At 51.3% G+C, this 20,321-nt stretch carries 24 protein-coding genes and 1 tRNA gene; 12 read left to right on the top strand and 13 right to left on the bottom strand.

Annotated elements, in window-relative coordinates; translation table 11 throughout:
• Positions 1-594 precede the first annotated feature (594 nt).
• The 4 genes from VGS28_02345 to VGS28_02330 form a co-directional block, all read right to left on the bottom strand.
• A complete protein-coding gene (locus VGS28_02345) occupies positions 595-1,365 on the bottom strand; it encodes a hypothetical protein (GenBank protein ID HEV2412625.1) in 771 nt (256 codons plus the stop codon).
• Positions 1,362-1,967 (bottom strand): ABC transporter ATP-binding protein, encoded by a 606-nt coding sequence (locus tag VGS28_02340; protein HEV2412624.1) that lies wholly within the window; start codon positions 1,965-1,967, stop codon positions 1,362-1,364. The genes VGS28_02345 and VGS28_02340 overlap by 4 nt, the downstream gene beginning before the upstream one ends.
• A 111-nt stretch (positions 1,968-2,078) precedes the next feature.
• Entirely contained in the window at positions 2,079-3,242 is a 1,164-nt protein-coding gene (locus VGS28_02335) for a YibE/F family protein (protein HEV2412623.1), read from the bottom strand.
• 43 nt (positions 3,243-3,285) lie between these two features.
• The gene (locus VGS28_02330; protein ID HEV2412622.1) at positions 3,286-3,924 is read right to left on the bottom strand and encodes a hypothetical protein; all 639 of its coding nucleotides are present in this window, start codon (positions 3,922-3,924) and stop codon (positions 3,286-3,288) included.
• 109 nt (positions 3,925-4,033) lie between these two features.
• Here VGS28_02330 and VGS28_02325 point away from each other — a divergent pair, with 109 nt between their 5' ends.
• Together VGS28_02325 and VGS28_02320 are read left to right on the top strand one after the other, a co-directional pair.
• Positions 4,034-4,675 (top strand): hypothetical protein, encoded by a 642-nt coding sequence (locus VGS28_02325; protein HEV2412621.1) that lies wholly within the window; start codon positions 4,034-4,036, stop codon positions 4,673-4,675.
• Positions 4,602-5,477 (top strand): hypothetical protein, encoded by an 876-nt coding sequence (locus tag VGS28_02320; protein ID HEV2412620.1) that lies wholly within the window; start codon positions 4,602-4,604, stop codon positions 5,475-5,477. Before VGS28_02325 ends, VGS28_02320 begins: the two co-directional genes overlap by 74 nt.
• 49 nt (positions 5,478-5,526) lie before the next feature.
• Here VGS28_02320 and VGS28_02315 read toward each other — a convergent pair whose 3' ends face one another.
• From VGS28_02315 to VGS28_02305, 3 genes are all read right to left on the bottom strand, one after another.
• Positions 5,527-6,741 carry a hypothetical protein gene (locus VGS28_02315; GenBank protein HEV2412619.1) on the bottom strand — a complete coding sequence of 405 codons (1,215 nt, stop codon included), beginning with the start codon at positions 6,739-6,741 and terminating at the stop codon, positions 5,527-5,529.
• Between the two features lie 79 nt (positions 6,742-6,820).
• Positions 6,821-7,282, bottom strand: a complete 462-nt coding sequence (locus tag VGS28_02310) for an 8-oxo-dGTP diphosphatase (GenBank protein ID HEV2412618.1) — start codon at positions 7,280-7,282, stop codon at positions 6,821-6,823.
• A 37-nt stretch (positions 7,283-7,319) separates the two neighbouring features.
• The gene (locus VGS28_02305) at positions 7,320-8,390 is read right to left on the bottom strand and encodes a hypothetical protein (GenBank protein ID HEV2412617.1); all 1,071 of its coding nucleotides are present in this window, start codon (positions 8,388-8,390) and stop codon (positions 7,320-7,322) included.
• A gap of 88 nt (positions 8,391-8,478) precedes the next feature.
• Here VGS28_02305 and VGS28_02300 point away from each other — a divergent pair, with 88 nt between their 5' ends.
• From VGS28_02300 to VGS28_02280, 5 genes are all read left to right on the top strand, one after another.
• Positions 8,479-9,642: a diaminopimelate decarboxylase gene (locus VGS28_02300; protein HEV2412616.1), complete on the top strand. Its 1,164-nt coding sequence runs from the start codon at positions 8,479-8,481 to the stop codon at positions 9,640-9,642.
• A gap of 101 nt (positions 9,643-9,743) precedes the next feature.
• Entirely contained in the window at positions 9,744-10,145 is a 402-nt protein-coding gene (locus VGS28_02295; GenBank protein HEV2412615.1) for an HIT domain-containing protein, read from the top strand.
• A 30-nt stretch (positions 10,146-10,175) separates the two neighbouring features.
• The gene (locus VGS28_02290; GenBank protein HEV2412614.1) at positions 10,176-10,511 is read left to right on the top strand and encodes a PadR family transcriptional regulator; all 336 of its coding nucleotides are present in this window, start codon (positions 10,176-10,178) and stop codon (positions 10,509-10,511) included.
• On the top strand, positions 10,511-11,167 hold the full coding sequence (locus tag VGS28_02285) for a hypothetical protein (protein ID HEV2412613.1): 657 nt from the start codon (positions 10,511-10,513) through the stop codon (positions 11,165-11,167). Before VGS28_02290 ends, VGS28_02285 begins: the two co-directional genes overlap by 1 nt.
• A 78-nt stretch (positions 11,168-11,245) precedes the next feature.
• Positions 11,246-11,788 carry a hypothetical protein gene (locus VGS28_02280; protein ID HEV2412612.1) on the top strand — a complete coding sequence of 181 codons (543 nt, stop codon included), beginning with the start codon at positions 11,246-11,248 and terminating at the stop codon, positions 11,786-11,788.
• A gap of 358 nt (positions 11,789-12,146) precedes the next feature.
• Here VGS28_02280 and VGS28_02275 read toward each other — a convergent pair whose 3' ends face one another.
• Positions 12,147-12,428, bottom strand: a complete 282-nt coding sequence (locus VGS28_02275; GenBank protein ID HEV2412611.1) for a hypothetical protein — start codon at positions 12,426-12,428, stop codon at positions 12,147-12,149.
• A gap of 79 nt (positions 12,429-12,507) precedes the next feature.
• Between VGS28_02275 and VGS28_02270 the strand changes: the two genes are divergently transcribed.
• Positions 12,508-13,107: a hypothetical protein gene (locus tag VGS28_02270; protein HEV2412610.1), complete on the top strand. Its 600-nt coding sequence runs from the start codon at positions 12,508-12,510 to the stop codon at positions 13,105-13,107.
• A gap of 34 nt (positions 13,108-13,141) precedes the next feature.
• On the opposite strand, the gene VGS28_02265 is transcribed toward VGS28_02270, so the two are convergent.
• Complete coding sequence (locus tag VGS28_02265; GenBank protein ID HEV2412609.1) at positions 13,142-13,423, bottom strand: hypothetical protein; 282 nt, start codon at positions 13,421-13,423, stop codon at positions 13,142-13,144.
• Positions 13,424-13,532: 109 nt separating this feature from the next.
• Here VGS28_02265 and VGS28_02260 point away from each other — a divergent pair, with 109 nt between their 5' ends.
• The gene (locus VGS28_02260; GenBank protein ID HEV2412608.1) at positions 13,533-14,927 is read left to right on the top strand and encodes a hypothetical protein; all 1,395 of its coding nucleotides are present in this window, start codon (positions 13,533-13,535) and stop codon (positions 14,925-14,927) included.
• Here the strand turns inward: VGS28_02260 and VGS28_02255 are convergent.
• Positions 14,875-15,477 carry a phosphatase PAP2 family protein gene (locus VGS28_02255; protein ID HEV2412607.1) on the bottom strand — a complete coding sequence of 201 codons (603 nt, stop codon included), beginning with the start codon at positions 15,475-15,477 and terminating at the stop codon, positions 14,875-14,877. The two genes, VGS28_02260 and VGS28_02255, sit on opposite strands and share 53 nt — an antisense overlap.
• Positions 15,478-15,536: 59 nt before the next feature.
• Between VGS28_02255 and VGS28_02250 the strand changes: the two genes are divergently transcribed.
• Entirely contained in the window at positions 15,537-16,937 is a 1,401-nt protein-coding gene (locus VGS28_02250) for an FAD-binding protein (protein ID HEV2412606.1), read from the top strand.
• 27 nt (positions 16,938-16,964) lie between these two features.
• Positions 16,965-17,054, top strand: a tRNA-Ser gene (locus VGS28_02245).
• 11 nt (positions 17,055-17,065) lie between these two features.
• Here the strand turns inward: VGS28_02245 and VGS28_02240 are convergent.
• The gene (locus VGS28_02240; GenBank protein HEV2412605.1) at positions 17,066-18,622 is read right to left on the bottom strand and encodes a hypothetical protein; all 1,557 of its coding nucleotides are present in this window, start codon (positions 18,620-18,622) and stop codon (positions 17,066-17,068) included.
• An 89-nt stretch (positions 18,623-18,711) separates the two neighbouring features.
• Between VGS28_02240 and VGS28_02235 the strand changes: the two genes are divergently transcribed.
• Complete coding sequence (locus VGS28_02235; GenBank protein ID HEV2412604.1) at positions 18,712-19,104, top strand: HIT family protein; 393 nt, start codon at positions 18,712-18,714, stop codon at positions 19,102-19,104.
• Here the strand turns inward: VGS28_02235 and VGS28_02230 are convergent.
• Both VGS28_02230 and VGS28_02225 read right to left on the bottom strand, forming a co-directional pair.
• The gene (locus VGS28_02230) at positions 19,101-19,883 is read right to left on the bottom strand and encodes a hypothetical protein (protein HEV2412603.1); all 783 of its coding nucleotides are present in this window, start codon (positions 19,881-19,883) and stop codon (positions 19,101-19,103) included. The genes VGS28_02235 and VGS28_02230 overlap by 4 nt on opposite strands.
• A partial coding sequence (locus VGS28_02225; GenBank protein ID HEV2412602.1) for a hypothetical protein occupies positions 19,883-20,321 on the bottom strand: 439 nt, incomplete at its 5' end. The genes VGS28_02230 and VGS28_02225, both read right to left, overlap by 1 nt.

Below are 20,321 nucleotides of genomic sequence, written 5' to 3'. Positions count from 1 at the left end.
ACGTAGAGTGGCCTAAACGCCGCGCCTGGTCGTCATCTATCTGGCCTCTGTGGCCTGGATGCTCCGGCTCTTGATCAGGACCTGGGCGTCGGATATGAAAACCGATATGGCGCGGGGGTTGTGGGGACATATATACTATATTTTAACATAAAAACTCATACTAATCAATACTCAGACACCTAGCCCTTTTGGGCGTGCTAGTATAAATACTAAGTGAACCACACGAAAAAGCATCAAAGTGGATCAAGAGCATTAAGCGCTATATTTCTTCTCATTGCTGTTATAGAACCGCTGCTAACGATACCTCAGATTTATAAAATATGGTCTTCTCACAACGCTTCCAGCATATCTACTATCAGCTGGACCGGTTATGTTGTCGCGTCAGCAGTATGGTTGGCCTACAGCCTCAAGATACGTGATAAGCCTCTGATCATCTCGAGCACGCTCTGGGTAGTGGCTGAAAGCCTCGTGCTGATAGGCGCTTTGCGTTTCATGTCGCATGGCTAAGCAAAAATATGTTCTGATATTATCGACTGCGATGTACCAAGTGCGGGTATCATAAAAACTAGAGGTCGTATTGGCCTCTTTTGCTTCCTAACGGCTCACTGTGCGTAAGCTGCCTTTGTACCGCGTTCGTATGTAAAAAATAGCTAAGGCTATCAAAAGAAAGCTAACAAACCACGCAAGGCTCATCAGCAGTTCTTTGTTAGCAAATACGTGAGTAAAGCCTCCTGCAGTACTGAGCTGTTCAGCGCCGTAGCTTGGGAAAAACTTTAGGAATGCTTTGTTAGCCACGGGGTTTCCAATCGGCACCTGCAGAAAGACGTCGATTTGGCTGACCATGATAACGATAAAGAAGCCAGCCAACTCGCTGTTCAGCAGCATGCCGAGTAGTAGACCGAAAGCGCCGTACACCAGTGAAACGAGCCAGAAGCCCAACCAAACCTCAAACACGTTGTTTGGGAAGTGCCAAAAGGCCAAAAGTATTGCCAGCGTGTACAGTGCTAGCACGGCGGTCACTACACACAGCGCGAGCCCTTTAGCGACTATGAAACTCACACGTCCCAGGCCGGCCCTCGTCAAACGTTTATCAAAGACCAACGACTTGTGGGCCGAGTGGAAAAACATGAAGCCCAAAATCATGGCTAAGACATTTAGACCGGCAGTAAGTAATATAAGCTCGTGACCGTTCACCTGCAGGAGTGTGCCAGTCGGGCCAAACTTAAAGGGTATTCCGTTGCTAGGTGTAATAATACCCAACAGCCAGTACCAGACGGGCACAAATAATACCAGCAGTCCAAGCGCAAAACGATTAGTCAGCTGTTCTTTGAGGCTGAACCTGACCGCTGCTCCGAACTGCGTCATGCTCGCACCTCACGAATACGGCCGTTATGCAGGTGCAGTATATGATCAAACTTTTTTTGCTCAAAGATCAGGTGCGAAATAACGACGATTGCTTTTCCGCTACGCTTAAGCTCCTCAACTACATCCCAAAAACGCAGATAGGTTTCCCAGTCAAAACCTTGGTATGGCTCGTCAAGCAGCAGCACCGAGGGCTGGTGCATAAGCGCCAAAGTCAGGTTAAGTTTTTGGCAGGTGCCGCCGCTTAGGTTGCCTACCTGTTCGTCCTTAAACTTGCTGAAATGCAGCACGTTAAGCAGGTGGTCTGCGTAGTCTGTGTTGGGCAATCGGTAGGCTTCCTTGAAGTAGCCCAAATGTTCGCCCACGGTCAGTGCTTCGTTTACAACTGGCTGCTGTGGGCAGTACCCGATAGTACCTTCTATCTGTACGCTACCGCTGTCCGAGGCAAGCTCACCGGCTAATACTTTCAGCAATGTAGACTTACCCGAACCGTTTTCACCGACAATAGCAACGAGTGTCCCTGCCGATACAGTAATATCAATACCGCGCAGGACATGATTTTTGCGGTAGCTTTTTTGTATGTCTTTAGCTGAGAGGAGCTGCATGCTGCTTATATTTAACCACTCCTGAAGCACTGGGCCAAAATCACGAGACAATACAGAATGACTCATAGACGGGGCGAAGGGCTTCTAACGATACGCCATTAATGCCTCGCGTCAGTTTTTCAGGAGTTTTTGTTTGTGCGGGCTCCATCTTGGGAGGAGATATGCTGCGAGGGCGGTAGTTATAGGTACGGCGAGAAGCGTGCCCATGCAAGCTACGAATGTCCGGATGATCTCTTCGACCACGGGCTCGCCATTTAGAGCAACGACGAACGGCGCACCATTGTTATACATGACGGTTATGAGGATCGAGGGAAGGGCAACGCCCACGTAGGCAAGCGCGAGCGTATTAATGAGTGCTGCTATATGCTCACGCCCTACTGACAAACCCTTGTGATACAACTCTAAGTTCGAGAGTTTTCTATTAGCCTTTCTTATCTCGTCGACTGCAGCTGACTGGCTGGTCGTTATGTCGTATAGGACCCCGAGGGAAGCGATGATGATAGCTCCGGTGAATAGGCCTGAGAGGCTGATTGAATTTGCGCCACTCACCAGTCCGGTTGCGTCTTCGTTGACCACCTCGGATGTGCCGACCAGGTATGTTGAGAGGGCGACCAAGCCGATGACCACGCCAAGAGTTATACAGGAACTTATCAAAGCGATCGTCGTTCGCTTACTCAACCCGTGGGCGGTGTAGATCGAGATCATGGTGATTACAAATGCAGCCTCAATACAAACGGCATACGGAGAAGACCCGGCTATAATTCGGGGTATCACAAAAACGGCGAGCACCCATATGCTGATGGTTAGCCCAAGTAGGCTTGTCAGGCCCCTCCACCAGCCAACCAGGAGCACTACTATAAGAAGTATGGTGAAGATCGTTGCAACACCAGGTATATGCCAACGTTCAATATACTGGTAGATATTAGCCGTCCCCTTCTCTTTGCCGAGTAAGATGTCACTTCCTACCGGCATGCGCACGTAACTTTTGTCGCCATAGTTAACCGTACGGGTAACCGTTGTCGTATTAGATGCATGTGGCCCATCAACAACTTGTGCTTCGATAGTCTCGGTCATACCAAATGTCGGCGACCGGCTTATGTGGGTGCTCAACACTTTAGCGCGAAAGTACTGTTCGTTTGCGTCAGTTCTGTAGGGACTGATATTCGCAAGCCACAGGGAACTCAGAACAAGTAAGACTAGTATTACCGAACCTGAGACTAGGTGCTTGCGCCTAAAGCTAAAGTTGACTGATCGAACACGTATATTAACAGCCATCCTGCAGCGATATTAACCCAAAAGACAGCCTCAGGTTCAAATATTAGGCGGCAGTACGGCGGTAGCGACGGTCGCCACTAGCCTGCATGCGGTGTACTTCGGGCTGGTATCTCTGGGCAACCCTACTCTTGTGTGTGACTCTAGCCATAAAACCTAGGTGGCGTCCTATCCTGGTCTTTGCGGCCACGCGAGCATCCCGCCCCCAAACAACCTCTCTGTCTGCGGGGTAAGGCCTGTCGTAGATTCGTTGAACTGGCATGCCGTGTGGACGCAGGTTGGTGCCATCGTCAGCGCCTCGCCTGTGTATAACACTAAGGACACGTGTTCCAATGAAGCTGCCAAGCATGACCGCTCCGATAAGATAGTCGTAGCCTGCCGGCCATAGCCAGCCAGGGCCGGTTGGTGATTCGTCGAAGCCTGGTGTGGGTGCAAGGGATGTATGTGGTTGATGGTTCGGGAATGCCGGCGCTATAGGTGAGCCAGTGCCATACTCGTGCATAGAACGAACAGCTTCTGGCGCGTTACCAGTGTGCCCCAAGATACTAACGGTGAGAGCCACCCCCGCTGCGATGCAGACTGCCCTGCCTATTGGTCGCAGTCTACCGATCATCTCGTATCTTTTACGATGCGCCTCTACAAGATCCTCGCCAGGGTAACGTTGGTCGGTGACTGGTGCTTCCATATGGGATTATTTTAGCATAAAAGGTGTTATAAGTCAAAGCTTATGCTTATTGACTTATTTATCTATGCATGCTATTATATGTTTGCTATAACATCGTACACAAAAACAAATGACACAAGATAGACACCAAAATCCTGAACCAACTGGGGATCCCGATGCACCCCGCGAGTATAATCAGCCGGGTGGCGTAGTAGCGAGAAGGCTGCTTGGTGAACGCCCTTGGAGAATACGGCGGTTGAGTCGTGTTGGCACTTCAGCTTCTGAGCTTGCCCTCAGACAGGATGGCGACGAGGCCGGTCCCCCATCCCGGGATATCGGCAGAGTGGTTACCAGACTCGACGAGATACTTACGGAACGCTACTGGTCTGCTGATAGAAGGCGTCTCAGGCAGGCCGCAGGGTATATTGGGCGACACCAGGCCACATTAGTAGCGGGCCTACAAGCCGATAGTGCATCACCCGACTTCGGTGCAGCTCTAGGAGTTGTTCAAAAGTTACAGGGCACCCACTTTAATGTCGGAGGCTCTATCCGAGAGGACGATGTACGCAACCCTCAAGTCATTGCTGTCCACTTAGCAGCTTCCGACGTTCTAACTGCCGGTCTCGGTGGGATTGACGCCGCGCTTAGCAAGGACTCAGGCGACGTTGGTCAAAAGCACGCCATTATGGGAGGCGCTTGTGGAGACGACAAACCCTGGCGGCGAATACGAGTCGGACGAAAGCAACAGGGCTCGAACCCTTATGATACTTAAGCACATCGACAAGGCAAGACGACCGACTTTTGCCTACGGAATGGCAATAGTGGCAAGCTTCCAGGATCTCCCTCTGCAGGAACAAGTCGTCAGGACGGCAATCGAGATAATGGCACACCCGGATCCAGAGATAGCCAAGCTGGGAGGAGAGATGCTCGGTGAAGCCCAGATCGAGCCAAGACTTGATCAAAGCATTAAGGATAGAGTCTCTGAAACGGTTATCAAGCCAATATTTGACAGGTTCGGTCTTGATTACGACGAGTTGCGAAGTAGATGGGCGGAAGCAGACGGCGGCTTTGAGCTCACATATATACAGGATAACATCGCCGCCATTATCCATTTGGAGCAGCAACGTCCGGGAATTAGTCAGGTACTATCGGGTCCAGAGTTTGGCATACTGAACTTTGCTCGCTGGCCGGAGGAGATGCTTCTAGCCCAATACGACCAACGTGACGAAACGGGCAGAGAGTACGGCTTGGTGACGGCAGCGACAGCTGATCGCAGAGGTATGATGGTCTTTCGACATGGTATGCTTACCGAGTTCTATCGTAGGATCAATGGCTTAGGAGGTACTGTGCGCATCTACGAGGTTGATGACGTAGAGGAGCTGTCCACCGCGCAAGCTAAGTCTACAAGACGCTACGGACCAGCCGCCTTTAGCATCGTCGTTGGTTTTGATGACGCCGATGGTATCAGCTTTAACAACGATTACGATGGCTCACTGACTGCCGCTAATGTCCAGAGTGTGTTTGACGACCAGTTTCGTCGTCCTGATCCCAGACGGAAGCAATTAGAGGCCTAAGCAACCTGGGTGGTAGTTGGTGTCGTAAATCAGAGTGAGCGATCGCTTGTCATATTCGAGCAAGACCTAAATGCGTCAGTGCCGCATCTGCAATCTCTTGCGACGTTTTTGCGAATTTGGTCACGCCGACGTCACCTGCATGCAGCACCTCACCGCCTAATGTTTTTTCTGTGACCCTCCTTGGCGCTAACACGCCAGCAGCAAACAGGCCTGGCATTTCCCGAGAGTCGATTGCGCCGAAGTGAGCGATGGCGGCAGTCGAAATACGACGGGCCAGGCCGTGCGCCCAAACGTATGGCTTCTCGCGCGGCACTAAACCGCGGGCGTCCACAATCTTTGTGCATGTCTCGTCTGCTTCAAGGAGCGCCGCGAGTTCGTCTACATTATCAAGTCGGACGAAGCTCACTGAAGTCGAAGGAGATCTTTCGCCCACATACTCTATGGTTCCATCATCTTTATTGGCCAGATTTCTTTCGGCCCATTTTTTCGGTAAACCCTTCAGACCGGTGTTATCGTAAAATGTAGTCCCGTTAACTTTACTCGACAGGCGGAGAGGTGATCGATGGTACATCGTTATTGAATGGGGCCGTAACTCGGGCGGTATCTGCATAAGATTCATGAGGGTCAAAATGCCAGAATGAGAAGAGCCGAGAATGGCGACTGAGTCGTCAGACCCTACTTCCCTTGACAGCGCTTCGCCGTCGAGTGCTTTTCGCAAAAAGATTAGTTTACTGCGAGTTACGTCTGAGACATCCATGTCGTCAAATTCTTTTGGCCGGCCTCCGGTAGTTAGGACAACCGCTCGGCTAAGAAGCGTCCAAGGGGTTTCGCCACCCGCCGTTAACCTCCAGAACCCGTCATCTTGAAGAGTGACGTCGTCAACAAATCCACGCTGACTTGTCACTTGTCTGCGCAGTCTATCGCTCAGCCACTGGATAGGTGGCGTTAGATCGCTGATCGGACAGGTTTCGGACCCCGGGATATGGTCTAATGAAAATTCTGGCCTGTCAGAGCTGTCAAGATATCTAGCCAGGGCTCCTAGGTATGTATCGACTGCAGTATTGCCTGGTACATTTGGGAATTTGCGCTGTAAGTCACCGGCCTTAAAGGTCGGGTCGACTAGACAGATGTTGCCTGGAGCAACTCTTCCGGCAGTAATCAGATCCGAGCCAATCAGCACCCCCGCCGGCCCGGCTCCAATAATAGCGACGTCTGCCACATCTCCAGGGTGGAATTCGGCAATAGATGGTATCGGTGCTCCCATTATTCGCGTCTCTTTGCTTGCTGATGTCCGCTGCCACAATAACGAATTTACTATATCATAACATAATTAAGGAAGTGGCCTACACACGATTAGGAAGTTCTTCGTAGCCAACCATCTTATCATTAGCGTCAGAACGTACGGTCACTGTCATCTTCTGGCCATTGAGTATCTTCGGTAGCCAGAGCCTATCACTCTCCCACATATCCTTGTAAGGAATTTTATCCAGAGGAAACCACACGGGACGCATCTCTTCGCTCTCACTGGGCGTACCTTTCCATTGGTCGCAGGTAAAGACGAAGCACTGATGATCTGATTGTTGGTCGGGCGGGAACAGAAAATTAATAGTGGCGACTTTTGTGAGGCGGGTTGGAGTGACGCCAATCTCTTCTTCTGTTTCACGAATTGTCGTCTCCTCTATCGATTCACCATCAGCTGCTTTGCCGCCGACACCGTTCCACTTCCCGACACCGTAGCCGCGCTTCTTCATGGCCAGTAAGACCGAACCGTCCTTGAGTAGTAAGCAGATAGTTGTATTGCGCATTATAGTAATCGTATCATCTCAGCTGGTCCGTAGTTCTCTAAGTCTGAGCCACCTCCCAGAAAGGCTGTTGGCCGATGACACTGGGGCGCCAGTTGGGCTGCTCATTGCCTAGTCGAACAATCTCTTGAGTGAGGCTTCCAACCGGAATTACGCGAGTGCCCGGAAGTGTTGGGGCTGAACCGTTATCCATCACAAGTTCACCCCACAATACACCCTGATCGCGTGCGAACACCAAGTTCTCGTACTCATGCGTGCCTCTTGGAGGAAGTGCAATCATCCAAGTCGGCTTGCCACGCTCGTTCCTGCCACAGACAAGGCCTACTTGCTCGCTCGGATAGCAGATTATCGCTTGGGTGTCATCACCGACGTCGCTGTAGTAGGAATGGATACTCGCCAAACTGTCAGGTTTTTCTATGCTTCCGCTCGGAGTATGACGGTGTTCAGGTGTGTGAAACGCCCAGTCGCAGCTAAGCTCCATAAGGGCCTGGTGCAAAGTGCGTCGCCATTCGAGTGGGAAGCCACTACCCGAGGTCTTTGCCACGACCGGTAGCCCTTTCTGGGGGAGATCATGGTATCCATGGTAACGATCAAGATATGGTGCCGTCAGCTCGGTTTTGATGCCACGTTGGCGAAGCAGTCGCTGGGTGATCGCATTCCAGACAAACACTGTCGCAAGCTCATGATGCTTTCTAGCTGCAGCGACACCGCTCTCCTTGGGGCTTACATCCGGCGTTGCAAGTCTAACTCCAACAACTCCAAGTTGCTCTAAGGCCCTTGGGCTAGCGCCGAGCAGAGCATGTTCCTGGACAGTAGTCCAGGCAACTGGTGACGCGTCACCGACTCTGCTCGCAAATTCATGGGCGCTCGCAATCGCATAGGCGATGCTGAGCGGCCCTGTTCTTCGCCCTGGGTCACTGATATAACGTCGGGCTCTCTCAGGATCCCTGGTCATGCGGCGATGCGCAAGTCGAGCAAGTGGCGCAGTTGTCTCTAGACTGATAAGCCTGACATCCAAGCCGATTTGCTCGGCTTGTCGTTGAAGAGCTAGAGCTACGGCGGGATTGCCGTGGCCGACCGGAGGTACTGAGAGCACCTCATGTATTCTCATCTCAGACATTTAAACTTTTATACCACTATTCTCGATATTATCAATGGAAGGTTGGCAATTTGGGTGATCTACAGTACTCTGTAATGACATGTGGCTATCTGATGAGAACGCTCACCGGTTAGTAGAGCGTCATGGTACGCCGCTCTACGTCTACAGTATGAAAGAGCTCGAACAGCGGGCTCGTGTGTTGCTTGCTCTCATGACACCGTTTGGGATGACCGTTAGGTATGCCATCAAGGCGAATCCTCATCCAGTTATCATCAGCCTTCTTGATGATCTTGGTCTCCATTTCGATGCCAGTTCAAGCTATGAAGCCGAGGCTCTGCTTCAACATGGTATTGCCGGGGACAAGATCAGCTTATCAAGCCAGATCCCGGCCCATAACTTATCCGAGTTACTTCAGGCCGGCGTCCAGTATGTCGCTACTTCGATGCACCAGTTAGAGCTTTTGAGTGATGTGTCGCCGAAGGGTAGCAAGATTGCCCTGCGGGTTAACCCAGGACTTGGCTCTGGCCACAGTCACCGAACCATAACTGCCGGAACCAATGCCAGCTTTGGTCTGTGGCATGAATATCTTAACAAGGCACTCGATTTTGCCCGTGGCAAAGGTTTAGTCATCGATCGACTCCACATACATATCGGGGCGGGTGCCGAGTCTTCAATATGGGCTCGCGTTATGGACACAGCGCTCCGAATCTGCGAGCAGGTACCAGAGGCAACCACACTCGATATTGGTGGGGGCTACAAAGTACATCGTTACGGCGAAGAGGCGGAAGCGGATATGGCTGAGATCGTTGAGGTCTTCTCGAAAAAGCTGAACGATTTTGCTAAGAGTCATGGCCGCCAACTCAAGCTTGAGATTGAGCCAGGGACATGGCTCGTAGCGCACGTAGGCTGTCTCCTGACGACGGTGGTAGACATCGTCGATACTGGCAAGGACAGCTATACCTTTCTCCGCACAGACACGGGTATGAACGACATCCTAAGACCGACCCTCTACGGAGCCAGACATACGATACGGTCTCTGAACGACAGTAAGGATACGAAAGAGTACGTGGTGGTTGGTCATAACTGCGAAACTGGTGATATCTTAACCACCAAGCTAGGTGACCCTGACGCTATCGAACCCCGCTTGTTATCCAGCACAAACATTGGTGACACACTGATAATCGAGGACACCGGTGCTTACTGCGCTTCGTTACGGGCCAGGGGTTACAACGCCTTCCCCGATGCACCTGAAATACTTGTCTAATGAACATGCTTATCGTTGCCTAAATATAGCCGCTCGGCTACTGTGGCCGTATGTCAGCTCGTGATTGTGACTTCTGCCAACCTGCGACATATCAAGATCGTATGATCTATCGAGGAGAGCATGTGACAAGTTTTCTATCAAACCCTCGTCTGCTCGGTGCGACCGTCCACGCTCTTGTCATCCCAAACAGGCATATCATTGATCCCCGCCACCTTACGCGTGTCGAACGTTGGAGCCTCGATGTTGAGATCGAAATACTGAGAGCAGTCATGCTTGGCAAGTTAGGGCTCAAAGGTACCGACGTTTGGCAGAAGTCGCGGCCAGACATAGCTGAGTCGGCTATCAAGAGAGATCATGTTCATTGGCATGTCGTTGGTAGCCAGCCTGGCGACCAGGTCTACGATACTGGCATCGTTTGGACCCCAGACAGATTCGCCACGCTCTCCGATGAGTACGCTGCTCAATTTTTGCCTACTCTACAGTCGTGTGGACATATAGATTGACATTATATCGTCACACGATATGATAAGATCATGAAACGTTCGATGAATCTACTCCCTCAGGTCTCATTCAGCATTCTTCTGGCTCTCAGCCTAAGACCGCGTCACGGCTATGAGATCATGCAGCAGGTTACTGAAGACTCGCTTGGCAAGATAAAGCTTGGCCCCGGATCGCTCTACACTACCATAAAGCAGTTAACCGAAGATGGCCTTATTGAGGAAGTCCCTGGCGAAGAAGCGAGACGGCGCTACTATCGGCTGACTGAGAAAGGGCGAAAGAGGCTTAATGCCGAAATCGAGTACTTTCATAACGCAGTGGAGCTTGCTCGCCGCCGCCAGGTTCTCGATGTCGGGTTAGGAGTTATCTAGTGAGTAATCTCAAGAAACGTTTCCCACTTTACGCCCAAGCCCTACGGCTTTATCCAAGGCCATACCGGCTTCGCTACGAGGACGAGATGCTGCGGACAACGGCTGATATGGTTGACGGGGTTAAGACTCGGCGAGGCCAAGTTGCTCTGTGGCTCCATATTCTGGCAGATCAGTCGGTCAATATCACTAAGCAGAACATCCAATACACAGGAGGTGAAATGAACCAGACGCCGCCGTTTATTACCAGAAGTAGCCTGCTTGCAGGGCTGCTCTTACTCCCCTTCTTCGGGGCTTTGTTAGCTAACGCCCTTGATAAGGTTATCAACGATCATACTCTGTATACTTCTTGGCTCTGGCACTGGCCGTATATTGGTCTCTGGGTTCTATATCTTCCTCTGGTTGCGCTAGCGCTCTGCGTCGTCAGCTATCTCAGCTATGTTCTGGGGCGATCAAATACCAAAGGTGAGACATGGCGAACAAGAGCCTTGGCTATCCGACGTATCTGGCCCGTTCTGGTGCCGATAGTTGTCGCTCTTGGTATTCTGTTCATACTCTTCTTCCATGACAGTGTTCAGTGCTGGGTTCACGCGCCAAGCTATGTAGTAACACACGTACAACAGACTTGGCATTGCACGATGGGTAACCGGTCGTTATAGGTCTGGCGAGAACATGATCATCTCTGGTGGAAAGGTTATTATACCATGTTGCATTTTTTATGGTATATAATGCGTGGCATGAAGAGGTCAACGCTCGTCCCAATATGGGTAACTACTGCCGTCTTATGCGTTGGCATTATGTCTATCGCCATATACCATGTCTATAAGGTCGACCAGTTGGCATATATCGGCACTACATCACAAGCCATCACCATACCTCACACATCCACCCCGAAGTTACCCTCCAGCACTACAGCTAAACCAGTCGCCACCGTCCCAACAACAAAATCCCTCGACACTACCTCTAGCTCATCAATACCAACCGACACCTCATCTCAAAACGACAACCAGCAACTTGCCCAGCAGCAATCGCGAGACTGTACCAACTTGATTAATCAAGCTGACGAAGCTCTAACAAACGAAAACAACAGAACCCCTCAGTATGTTCAAGAGCTCGAATACCAACAAGACAGCGTCGCATCAATTAACAGCGAAATAGACAACCAAAATGCCAACGTCCAAAATCTCTACAGCGAGGATCAAGTGAACATTGGCAACTCCTGCCCATCCGGATACAACCTTTCACTACCGCCTCCGTGGCCACATATCACCAGCTACTAAACTATATTGAAACCACTACTATGAACGACGAACCACATCACTATGCCAACACCTATAACACATCAAGGATTGTAGTATTCCTGATAGTTGCACTACTTGTATTCGAGCTTTACGAATGGCACGCACGCAGCACTTGTGTTAACAACTTCTGGATAAATAAATCTCAAAGCATACATAACACCATCAACGTGGGAGGAACCCAATACAATGATCCCGGCCAAGACGTATGGCAAACATCGTATGACATTCAACAGTGTAGCGTAGAGCACCCTCTATATTAATGTGCTACTCTCCTATACTTCTGGGGATACTCACTCGCATACTCTAGAAGCCATAGCTTCGTCGGCCTGCATCTCAGCTAGCAACTACCAGCATCGGGTATATCACTGACGGCCGAACAGACGCTGCCTATATCGCTATCGGCCTGTTGTGCATCTTGATCAGCCTGATGAGCTTCATTAGTTGCGCTCTGAGCGTCCATATCCGCGTTATTAGCAGCCTGAACAGCAGCCGCAACCTCATGCTCAGCTTGTCGGACGGTGATGCCAACATACACCACACCCGCAATCAGTATGACCAACGCGAGCACAACAAAATCCCTATATACGGCAGCCCATTTAGGCTCTCTCTCATGTTTCATCCCCTTACCTCACAGTTAATCTGACTTGCATTGTAAAGGGAATGATGGTTCCATTACAACATAAGAGTAGAGGTATGGCATGACACATACACCACACTATGAGAAGTGGACTTTCAAATCGTTTGCAAAGAGAAATAAAACAGCCTCAATCGTTATGGGGTTACTCTTATTCTTTGTAGTCGTCGGGGTCGTAGGGAGTATTACAAGCAATGACACTAAGACAAACAGCAGCCCTCCAGGTGGCATTGGCCCCACAATATCACCCAGCAACACAACACAAAGAGAAGACATAGCGGCGGCCGAGAGTAGTTCAGCTAACAAACCTACACCTACTACGAAAACAACCGCCACACCGAGGCCGGTGTCAACACCGAAAGTACTACTCAACATGTCTGGCAACGGTATCCAGAACAGTGCCCCGTTTCTAGTATCCACATCCCAGCTAACAGTGATCTACTCCTACGACTGCTCATCTGATGGTGGCAGTGGAAACTTCATTGCAGACCTTGAGTACGGCATCCAGTCCAGTAACAATAGCGATGACCAGACTATCGCCAATGCTCTCGGCAGTGGAGCCACGAACATCACAACCACAATCTATCCTCAAGACCCTGGCCATAACTACTACCTTGCAGTCAACAGCGAATGCGGCTGGTCGGTGACCGTTACCAGCGAGTAACTACCAACAGGCATGGCATTGTACAATGCGATCGTTATAGGGCTGAGGAACTACGGGCAGTAGCTCGACTGTAGGCCGCATAGAGTACGACCAGTATCGCTAAATAGCTCAGGCCGCTCAAACAGGCCGATGTCAGTGACGAGTGCGTTGTTACGACAAGTCCGAAACCCGTAACGAGCATACCGGCAGCGCTGATAAGCGATGCTCGTGACAACCTTTTGCTGAGTTGTGAACCTGCTACCTTGGCGGCTATAGCCGAACCCATGAGAATGAGGCCGCCTAAGGCCAAAATGATGTGAACGATAAGCAGTAACATGCCCTAATTATACATAAACGTGTAGGGTCAACAAAAATAGATCGCTTTTATCTTGAAGACGACTGCTGTATGTGGTCATATATAAGTAGCGAGATTGGAGGGGCATTAAATGGTAGCGCATGCGCCACCTGAAGCTGCTGAAAGACGACTCCATGCTGTCCCCGGCCCTGACCTTCGGCCGAGCGGTTCTCCAGAGATGAGACCGTCAAGGAAGATCAGGATCGATGACGTCTTGGTCGGCTGCATCAATGTTTTGGGCCAGACCCGACCTGGTGAGAACGCTCAACAGGCGGCACTGACTGGCTCGATTGCTCGACGCGGGCTTATCAACCCGGTTAACATTGCCATCCTGACACCTGACTTGATGGATGAGTATGTCCGTTGGACAAACCAGACCTGGGGCACCGACGTCCTGCTTGGGGCATTGACTCCACTCGGGACGGACTACATTGTCGGCGGCCAGATTGTTGCTCGAGCTGGAGAGTATGCGCAACTCGTAGCTGGCCACTCGAGACTAAAAGGCGTCAAGCAGGCTGCTGTCGATGCTGACCGGGATCCCAACCTAGAGTACATACCTGCCCAGTTAAACCGACCAGATAACCTTGTGAGTCTGCTTGCCGATCAAGTGGAGGAGAACATCCACTGCGAGGTTCCAATTCTTCGAAACTTGCGGGCAATCGCAGAGATGTATCGCTACCAGAAGAGTATTGCTCTCGAGAAAGCCCGGCAAGATGTAGCTGCTTATGGTGGGACAGTTAACCCTCGACGTATCGGCCCGACTCAAGAAGAGTTTGCTAAGTCCTTTGGTATAAAGTCAGGGCTACTATCTCTCGCCCTTCACTATGCCGACCTTCCTCCTCTTATAAGAGATCTGACAGAGGGTAAGAGTGAACGATTAGGACTGGAGTTGGCCCGGGCACTACCTGTCATGATTCTGCACGCAAGCTTTTTGATCGACAATGATCCAGGGTACGCCGAGCTTCGGTGGCGAAGAACCCGCAGTAGGGCTGCACGAGAGGCTGATTTGGATCGCCAGGACCGGCGCGCTGATCTTGTTGAAGCGATCGTGCAAGAGGAGATGGTAGTACTCTTGCAACGTATTAACAACATGGACACTAACGCTATCTTTATGGGTGTCTCACTAATTCGAAACTATGCTAATGAGCTTCGAAAAAGATACCGCCCCGAAAAAGACAGAGCGACGATGCAAATGGACTCGCTCTTCGAGCTGCAAACCGACGTTGACGGTCATCGCGAGCGGATTCGGGAGCAGGTCGCTCGCCTCATCGCTGACTACGCTATGGGCGAACAGCATCGGAGGGCTCGTGTAACCAGAGCAATAGCCAACGCGGCCGGCGTAGAAGTTCCGAGTGAGGCCGAGGAAGCTGATCTAAACGCATTTGTGGCTGCCTTGGCAGGGGATGTAGAGGCAGCTAAGGTAGGCCGAGCTGCTACTTCTTCTCGCGGTGGTGCTGGCCCAGTAGAGGCCAAAGTGGCGTCGTAAGTAGGATGTAAAAGAGTTTGACAAGCAGTTTGCGAGTAAGCCGGTAACCTACGAACGTGACAACCGCCCCAAGAGTGAAGCCGGCGAGGAGATCGAGCGGGTAATGGGCCGCGACGTACACTCTTGCGAAAGCGAGCAGCAGACTCATGGCCAGCGAGATATAACCAAGGATCGGATTAACCAAGAAGAGTCCTAGAGTGACAGCTCCAACGACGACACCATGGTCGCTCGGGAACGAGGCGTCATTGGCCTTCTTGATCAGAACTAGGATGTGATGATGTGTGTCGTAGGGGCGTGGTTCATTGAAAAAATGAGCGATCGGCTGGTTAAGGCCCAGTGAGATAAGCGCTCCTCCCCCTGCCCAAACTACTGCGGCGACCCTCGACAAGCCTGTTCGTCTGGCATAAAGCCAACCGGCGATGAGAAGCAGCGCAAAGACATAGATACCATCGTTCGCAACGTCTAGAAAGAAACTATGCCATGCTGGGGTATGCTGGGCAAAACGATTGATTGTCAGAAAGAGATTGGTGTTCAGGGCGGAGTGGATCATAAATTACCTACAAGCATACCATCTTGGTCGCTAGCCATCTGCTATAGTTACCATCAAAGATGAACCGAGAGCATACAGCCCGTGTCAGGAAGATAGCCTCTATCATCCGACGGTATCACCACCAGAACGTACCATTTCGTGTCTATCACGGATCAACCAATACGACTCGGACTCTCAGGTTTGACAAGCAGGCAACCGTAGACGTTAGCCAACTTAATCATATTCTATCGATCAACAAGAAGCGGCAGGTAGTCGTTGTTGAGGCAAACGTCTCAATGGACAGACTGGTTGAGGCGACCCTTCAAGAAGATATGATCCCTCCTGTGGTTATGGAGTTTCCTGGCATTACAGTTGGTGGTGGTATTCAGGGGGGAGCCGGAGAGAGCAGCTCATTTGAGTGGGGCTGTTTTAATCGGATAGTTAACTGGTACGAGATGATCCTGGCGAATGGCGAGATAGTGAGGGTCTCGCCGGAGGAAAAGAGAGACCTTTTCTGGGGTTCGGCAGGTTCTTGCGGGTCCATTGGCGTGATCACTGCTGCGGAAATTCAACTGATACCCGCTCAGCCCTACGTGACGCTCACCTATCTGCCGGTCAAAAGCTTCGGCGAAGCGATCAGCGTAACGCTTAAGGTCAGTAAGGAGAAGCATGATTTTGTTGATGGCATCCTCTTCGCCAAGGATTCGGGTGTAGTTATGGTTGGCAGCTTGGCGGGCAGTCCGGCTAGGACTGTCCGGCGCTTCACGAGAGCACATGATCAATGGTTCTACCTGCATGCTCTCAAGATGGCACAGTCGACGACGATCGAAAGTGTATCGATCCCTATTCGTGACTATCTCTTCCGTTATGATCGAGGTGCTTTCTGGATGGGGGCATACGCCTACCGACGGGCGGGCGTGCCGTTTAATCGGGCTAGCCGGTATCTGCTCAACCCATTGATGAAGACGCGAAAGATGTATGAAGCCCTTCAGGCAAGTGGAGTATCGCAAGAGTACGTAGTCCAGGACTTAGCTATTCCTGCCGAGACATCGGTAGACTTTCTTCGCTTTGTCGATAAGACGTTCCACGCCTATCCTTTGTGGCTCTGTCCTCTGAAGGTAGATAGGAACTCCCCACTACAGGCTAATCACTTAAAGACGCGAGGGATTATCAATGTCGGTGTCTGGGCGCCGTACCGGCGACCATATGAGGAGTTTGTGGCCGTCAATCGCAAACTAGAAAAAGCTGTTAGAGATCATGGCGGCAGGAAGTGGTTGTATGCTCACGCCTACTACACTGAAGATGAGTTCTGGCAGATCTATGATCGAGGGTGGTACGACAAGCTGCGCGCCAAATACCACGCAACTTCGCTGCCGAGCCTCTACGACAAGACCTCTCGAATGAGGCCGGAACGAGACGTCAGCTTCAAGCGTGGCGTCTGGAAGGCGATAACCTCTAAAGCGTCACTCCGCCCTCGCTGATAGATGATATAATCTCTCTGTTGTTACGGAAGGGTGCAGGAGTGGTTGATCTGGACGGTCTCGAAAACCGTTGTGCGGGTTTCCGCACCGAGGGTTCGAATCCCTCCCCTTCCGCCAAGGCGAGTTTCCTAGTCAGAGAGACTTTTCGCCTCATTTATGGCACTGAGCAAGTTTTGTGGTGATTCACCGGCTGGTACGAGCGCTGCAGGTATGATCCTGCGTAGTCCGTCGCCGAAGCAGAGTTCCTCCAACGTCACACCCGAGGCGTCCAGGTGTTGCCAAGGAATGTGCACAAAGGTGTGCTTACGGGGGAATAAGGTTGCCTCTGTGGTATCGATGCTGTAGAGATATGGTCCCTGACTGTCCCGAAGCTTTCGTAAGATTTCGTCGCGTTGGTCTCTGCTAGTGTCACGAGAGACAAACACTGAACCTCGTAAGTCTCCAGATTCGACAGTGTAGACAGGACCGTTTGGGGTCTCAGACTCCAGAGGCTGGCTGTCAACTAGAAGGGTTACGCCGCTTTTGCATACGATATTGAGGTAGGCACCGCCTCCATCATTAGATTCAGTTGCATAGACGTCCCCTGAAGAGATAAGAGGTGCATAAAGTCCATCTGCGGTAGGCCGGCTGGGGTGAGAGTGAAAGAAGACGATATCGCCACTATAACCCAGAGCCCCTTTATTCTTAATTGCACCATCACCACCTCTCATAAAGGCGGTTGATATATCACCCCCCATCGCCCTTTTGAATTTTAGGCCATATTCTCTGTCCCACTGATCAGTTCTGGCTACCATCATAGCGAGATCGCCCCATTCTGGCGGTCGCTCTTCAATACCCATTCCGGATTCCTGTCTCCAAGCGACATCGGCTTCTTCGCGCATAAATGGGCTATTTGGTGCCACCTCATCCACGGCCTCTTCGGGGTCGAGAGCGGGAGCTGGCATCCCGCCCTTATACTTGAGTCTGAATTCGAGGTAGCTTTTGCCTGCAAGAACATGGTCTTTCGAGACTATGGTCTCGAACCGTCTGAGACCCTCGACGCCCTCATGCGCCACTAGCTGTGGAACCCCAGATGAAAGCATCTGAGCAAGGTAGCCCTTATTGGAAAGTTGCAGTGAGGCCATACTCGTCTCCTCATCTGAACCAGCGAGTAAACGCTCACCTGTTTGGATAACTGCGAGTATGTTCTCGGCGGAAGCTTGATCACCCAGTCCGTCTATGACGTTGGACGGATAACCCGCAAGGAAGTGATCTATGTCGGCCAAGTGAACGGTGTCTCCGCGAACGGGCCCGACGATGAACCTCTCGAAAAGGCTCTCCGTAGCACCGACCAGTTCATCGTATGAGTCTGGGAAGCGTTCACGAAAAGTAGAGTTTGTAGCCTCGCGTACAGCGGCAGCATGCAGCTCTTTCTCTCTCTGGTAACGCCTGCCGGTTTCTGGGTGAAAATCGTCCACGATAGACGGAATCACACGATCAATTGCATCCAGTGCATCTACAGGTTCCGCCTCCTGGGCACTTCGTCTACCAAATACACGGACTGCGGCACCTGCCAAGTGTCTCAATCCGATTCGTCTTGCTGGTGTCATCTCTTGAGCAGACCGGGTGCCACCTCGTCCTTCTGAGAGAGGTAGGTCCTGACCTGGTCCATGCTGCTGTTGTCTCGGCATTTTTATTTTTACCAAACGGTGTTATTATATGCCTATACTAGCATGGTTCTTTAAATTAGTCAATGTACCTACTTGAGGTGGGGCAGTAAGGTACAATAGATACTATGGCAACGCTATGGACCAAGATTATCAACGGTGAGATACCATCGTATAAGGTCTACGAGGACGAGTTGACATTCGCTTTCCTCAACATCTACCCGGTTCAACCCGGCCACCTCATGGTTATTCCTAAGGTTGAGGTCGATCATCTTGAGGATCTCAACGATGAGTATTACTTCGCTGTTATGAAGACAGTTCGCATGCTCATGAAACATCTTAGAGAAGTCACGGATGCCAATCGAATATGCCTCAAAGTAGAGGGCTGGCACGTGCCACACGCTCATGTCCACCTGATCCCATGTAAAGAGGTTCAGGACTTTTATGGCCAGCCGGATGAGACAAAAGAGCCAGATCATAAGGCTTTGGCCGACATGGCAAAGCGGATCGCCCTAACTTAGACTGCAACGTCTGGCCGGTAGCGTCCGGTCTGTGCATCGAACGGGTTAAGCGAACCGAAAGCGACTGATCGATCAGTCGCGCTACCCCAACGTCGCTTGATTGTTGCCAGGCTATGAGCGAGATTACGCCCATCTAGCTTAACTGCTGCAAGCCCAACACTTCGTATTGCGTAGCGCCGCCACTGTCGGGCTTCTTTTTCATCACCATAAAGCATTGACCAGCGGGCGGCGTTCATACCAAGGGAGGCTCTGTAGTAGGGGTTGGCGCGTAACCCTAAGAATCTGAGAGTCGACAAAGAGTTAGCAAATTTGCGTTGCACGTCTCTGTAGGTAGGCTCATCGATTGAGTCAGTGGCTCGCACCCATCGTCCGAACTGGTGAGTAAGATACCAGCGTACGACGTCTGACCGTCCTTCCCACATCTGGGTGGCGGCTCGTTCGTTTTGAATATTGCTCGGGCGTATGTCGTCCGCACTGTTGGCGTTCATACTAAGTGCTTTTGAGCTCGCTATTGACCGGTCTGCGTCGTCAAGAAAAGCATCAACTAACGAGCGACTGCCTGGTTGTTCTGCCGCCGTCCGCATGGCCAGACGGAGGGAGAGTGAGCCCATATCCCTAAATACTGCGATGCGGAGTAAACGATTAGGGCCGGGGTCTACCTCTAGCCTACTGAGCACCTCTTCGTAAGCCAAACCAGCTGCATCCAGCTCTCCAGCCGATGTAAGTTGTAGAGCACGACCGTGAAGGGCGCCGATCGTTCGTTGCTCTTCACCAGCCATTACGCCGTGAACGCCTTGATCTCCACCGTTAATCTATCGTGCAGTTCTTGCTCTTCTTTGAGTTGGCTCCGAGTCTGGGCAACGATTTCCTTCGGTGCCTGTTTGACGTAACGGTCGTTTTTGAGCCGAAGCTCAAGGTTGGTGATTCTGGCCTCGACATCTTTAAGTCTGTTTATCAGTCGCTCCTTATGTGTCTCTAAGGTCTTCTCGTCAACGACAAGCCACGTGGCAATTGTTGGGTGGGCAACATGCATACCTTGCGGAGACGACGTCTCAGAGAGGCTTACATGAGCAAGTTTATCGACAAGTGTCTTCTGCTCACCCAGAAGAGGGTTATCGGTAAACTGGAGTTCCAGGTCGCGCGTACCGAGCCCTTGTTGGAGATATCTGACCTCAGTGATGAGGGTTTGCAGAGGTGGAAATTGAGTCGCCTCGTGG

Source organism: Candidatus Saccharimonadales bacterium, from assembly GCA_035945435.1.
Lineage (GTDB): Bacteria > Patescibacteriota > Saccharimonadia > Saccharimonadales > DASZAF01 > DASZAF01.
The sequence above is the reverse complement of the archived record's forward strand: the minus strand, read 5'-3'. Positions and strand labels throughout refer to the sequence as shown.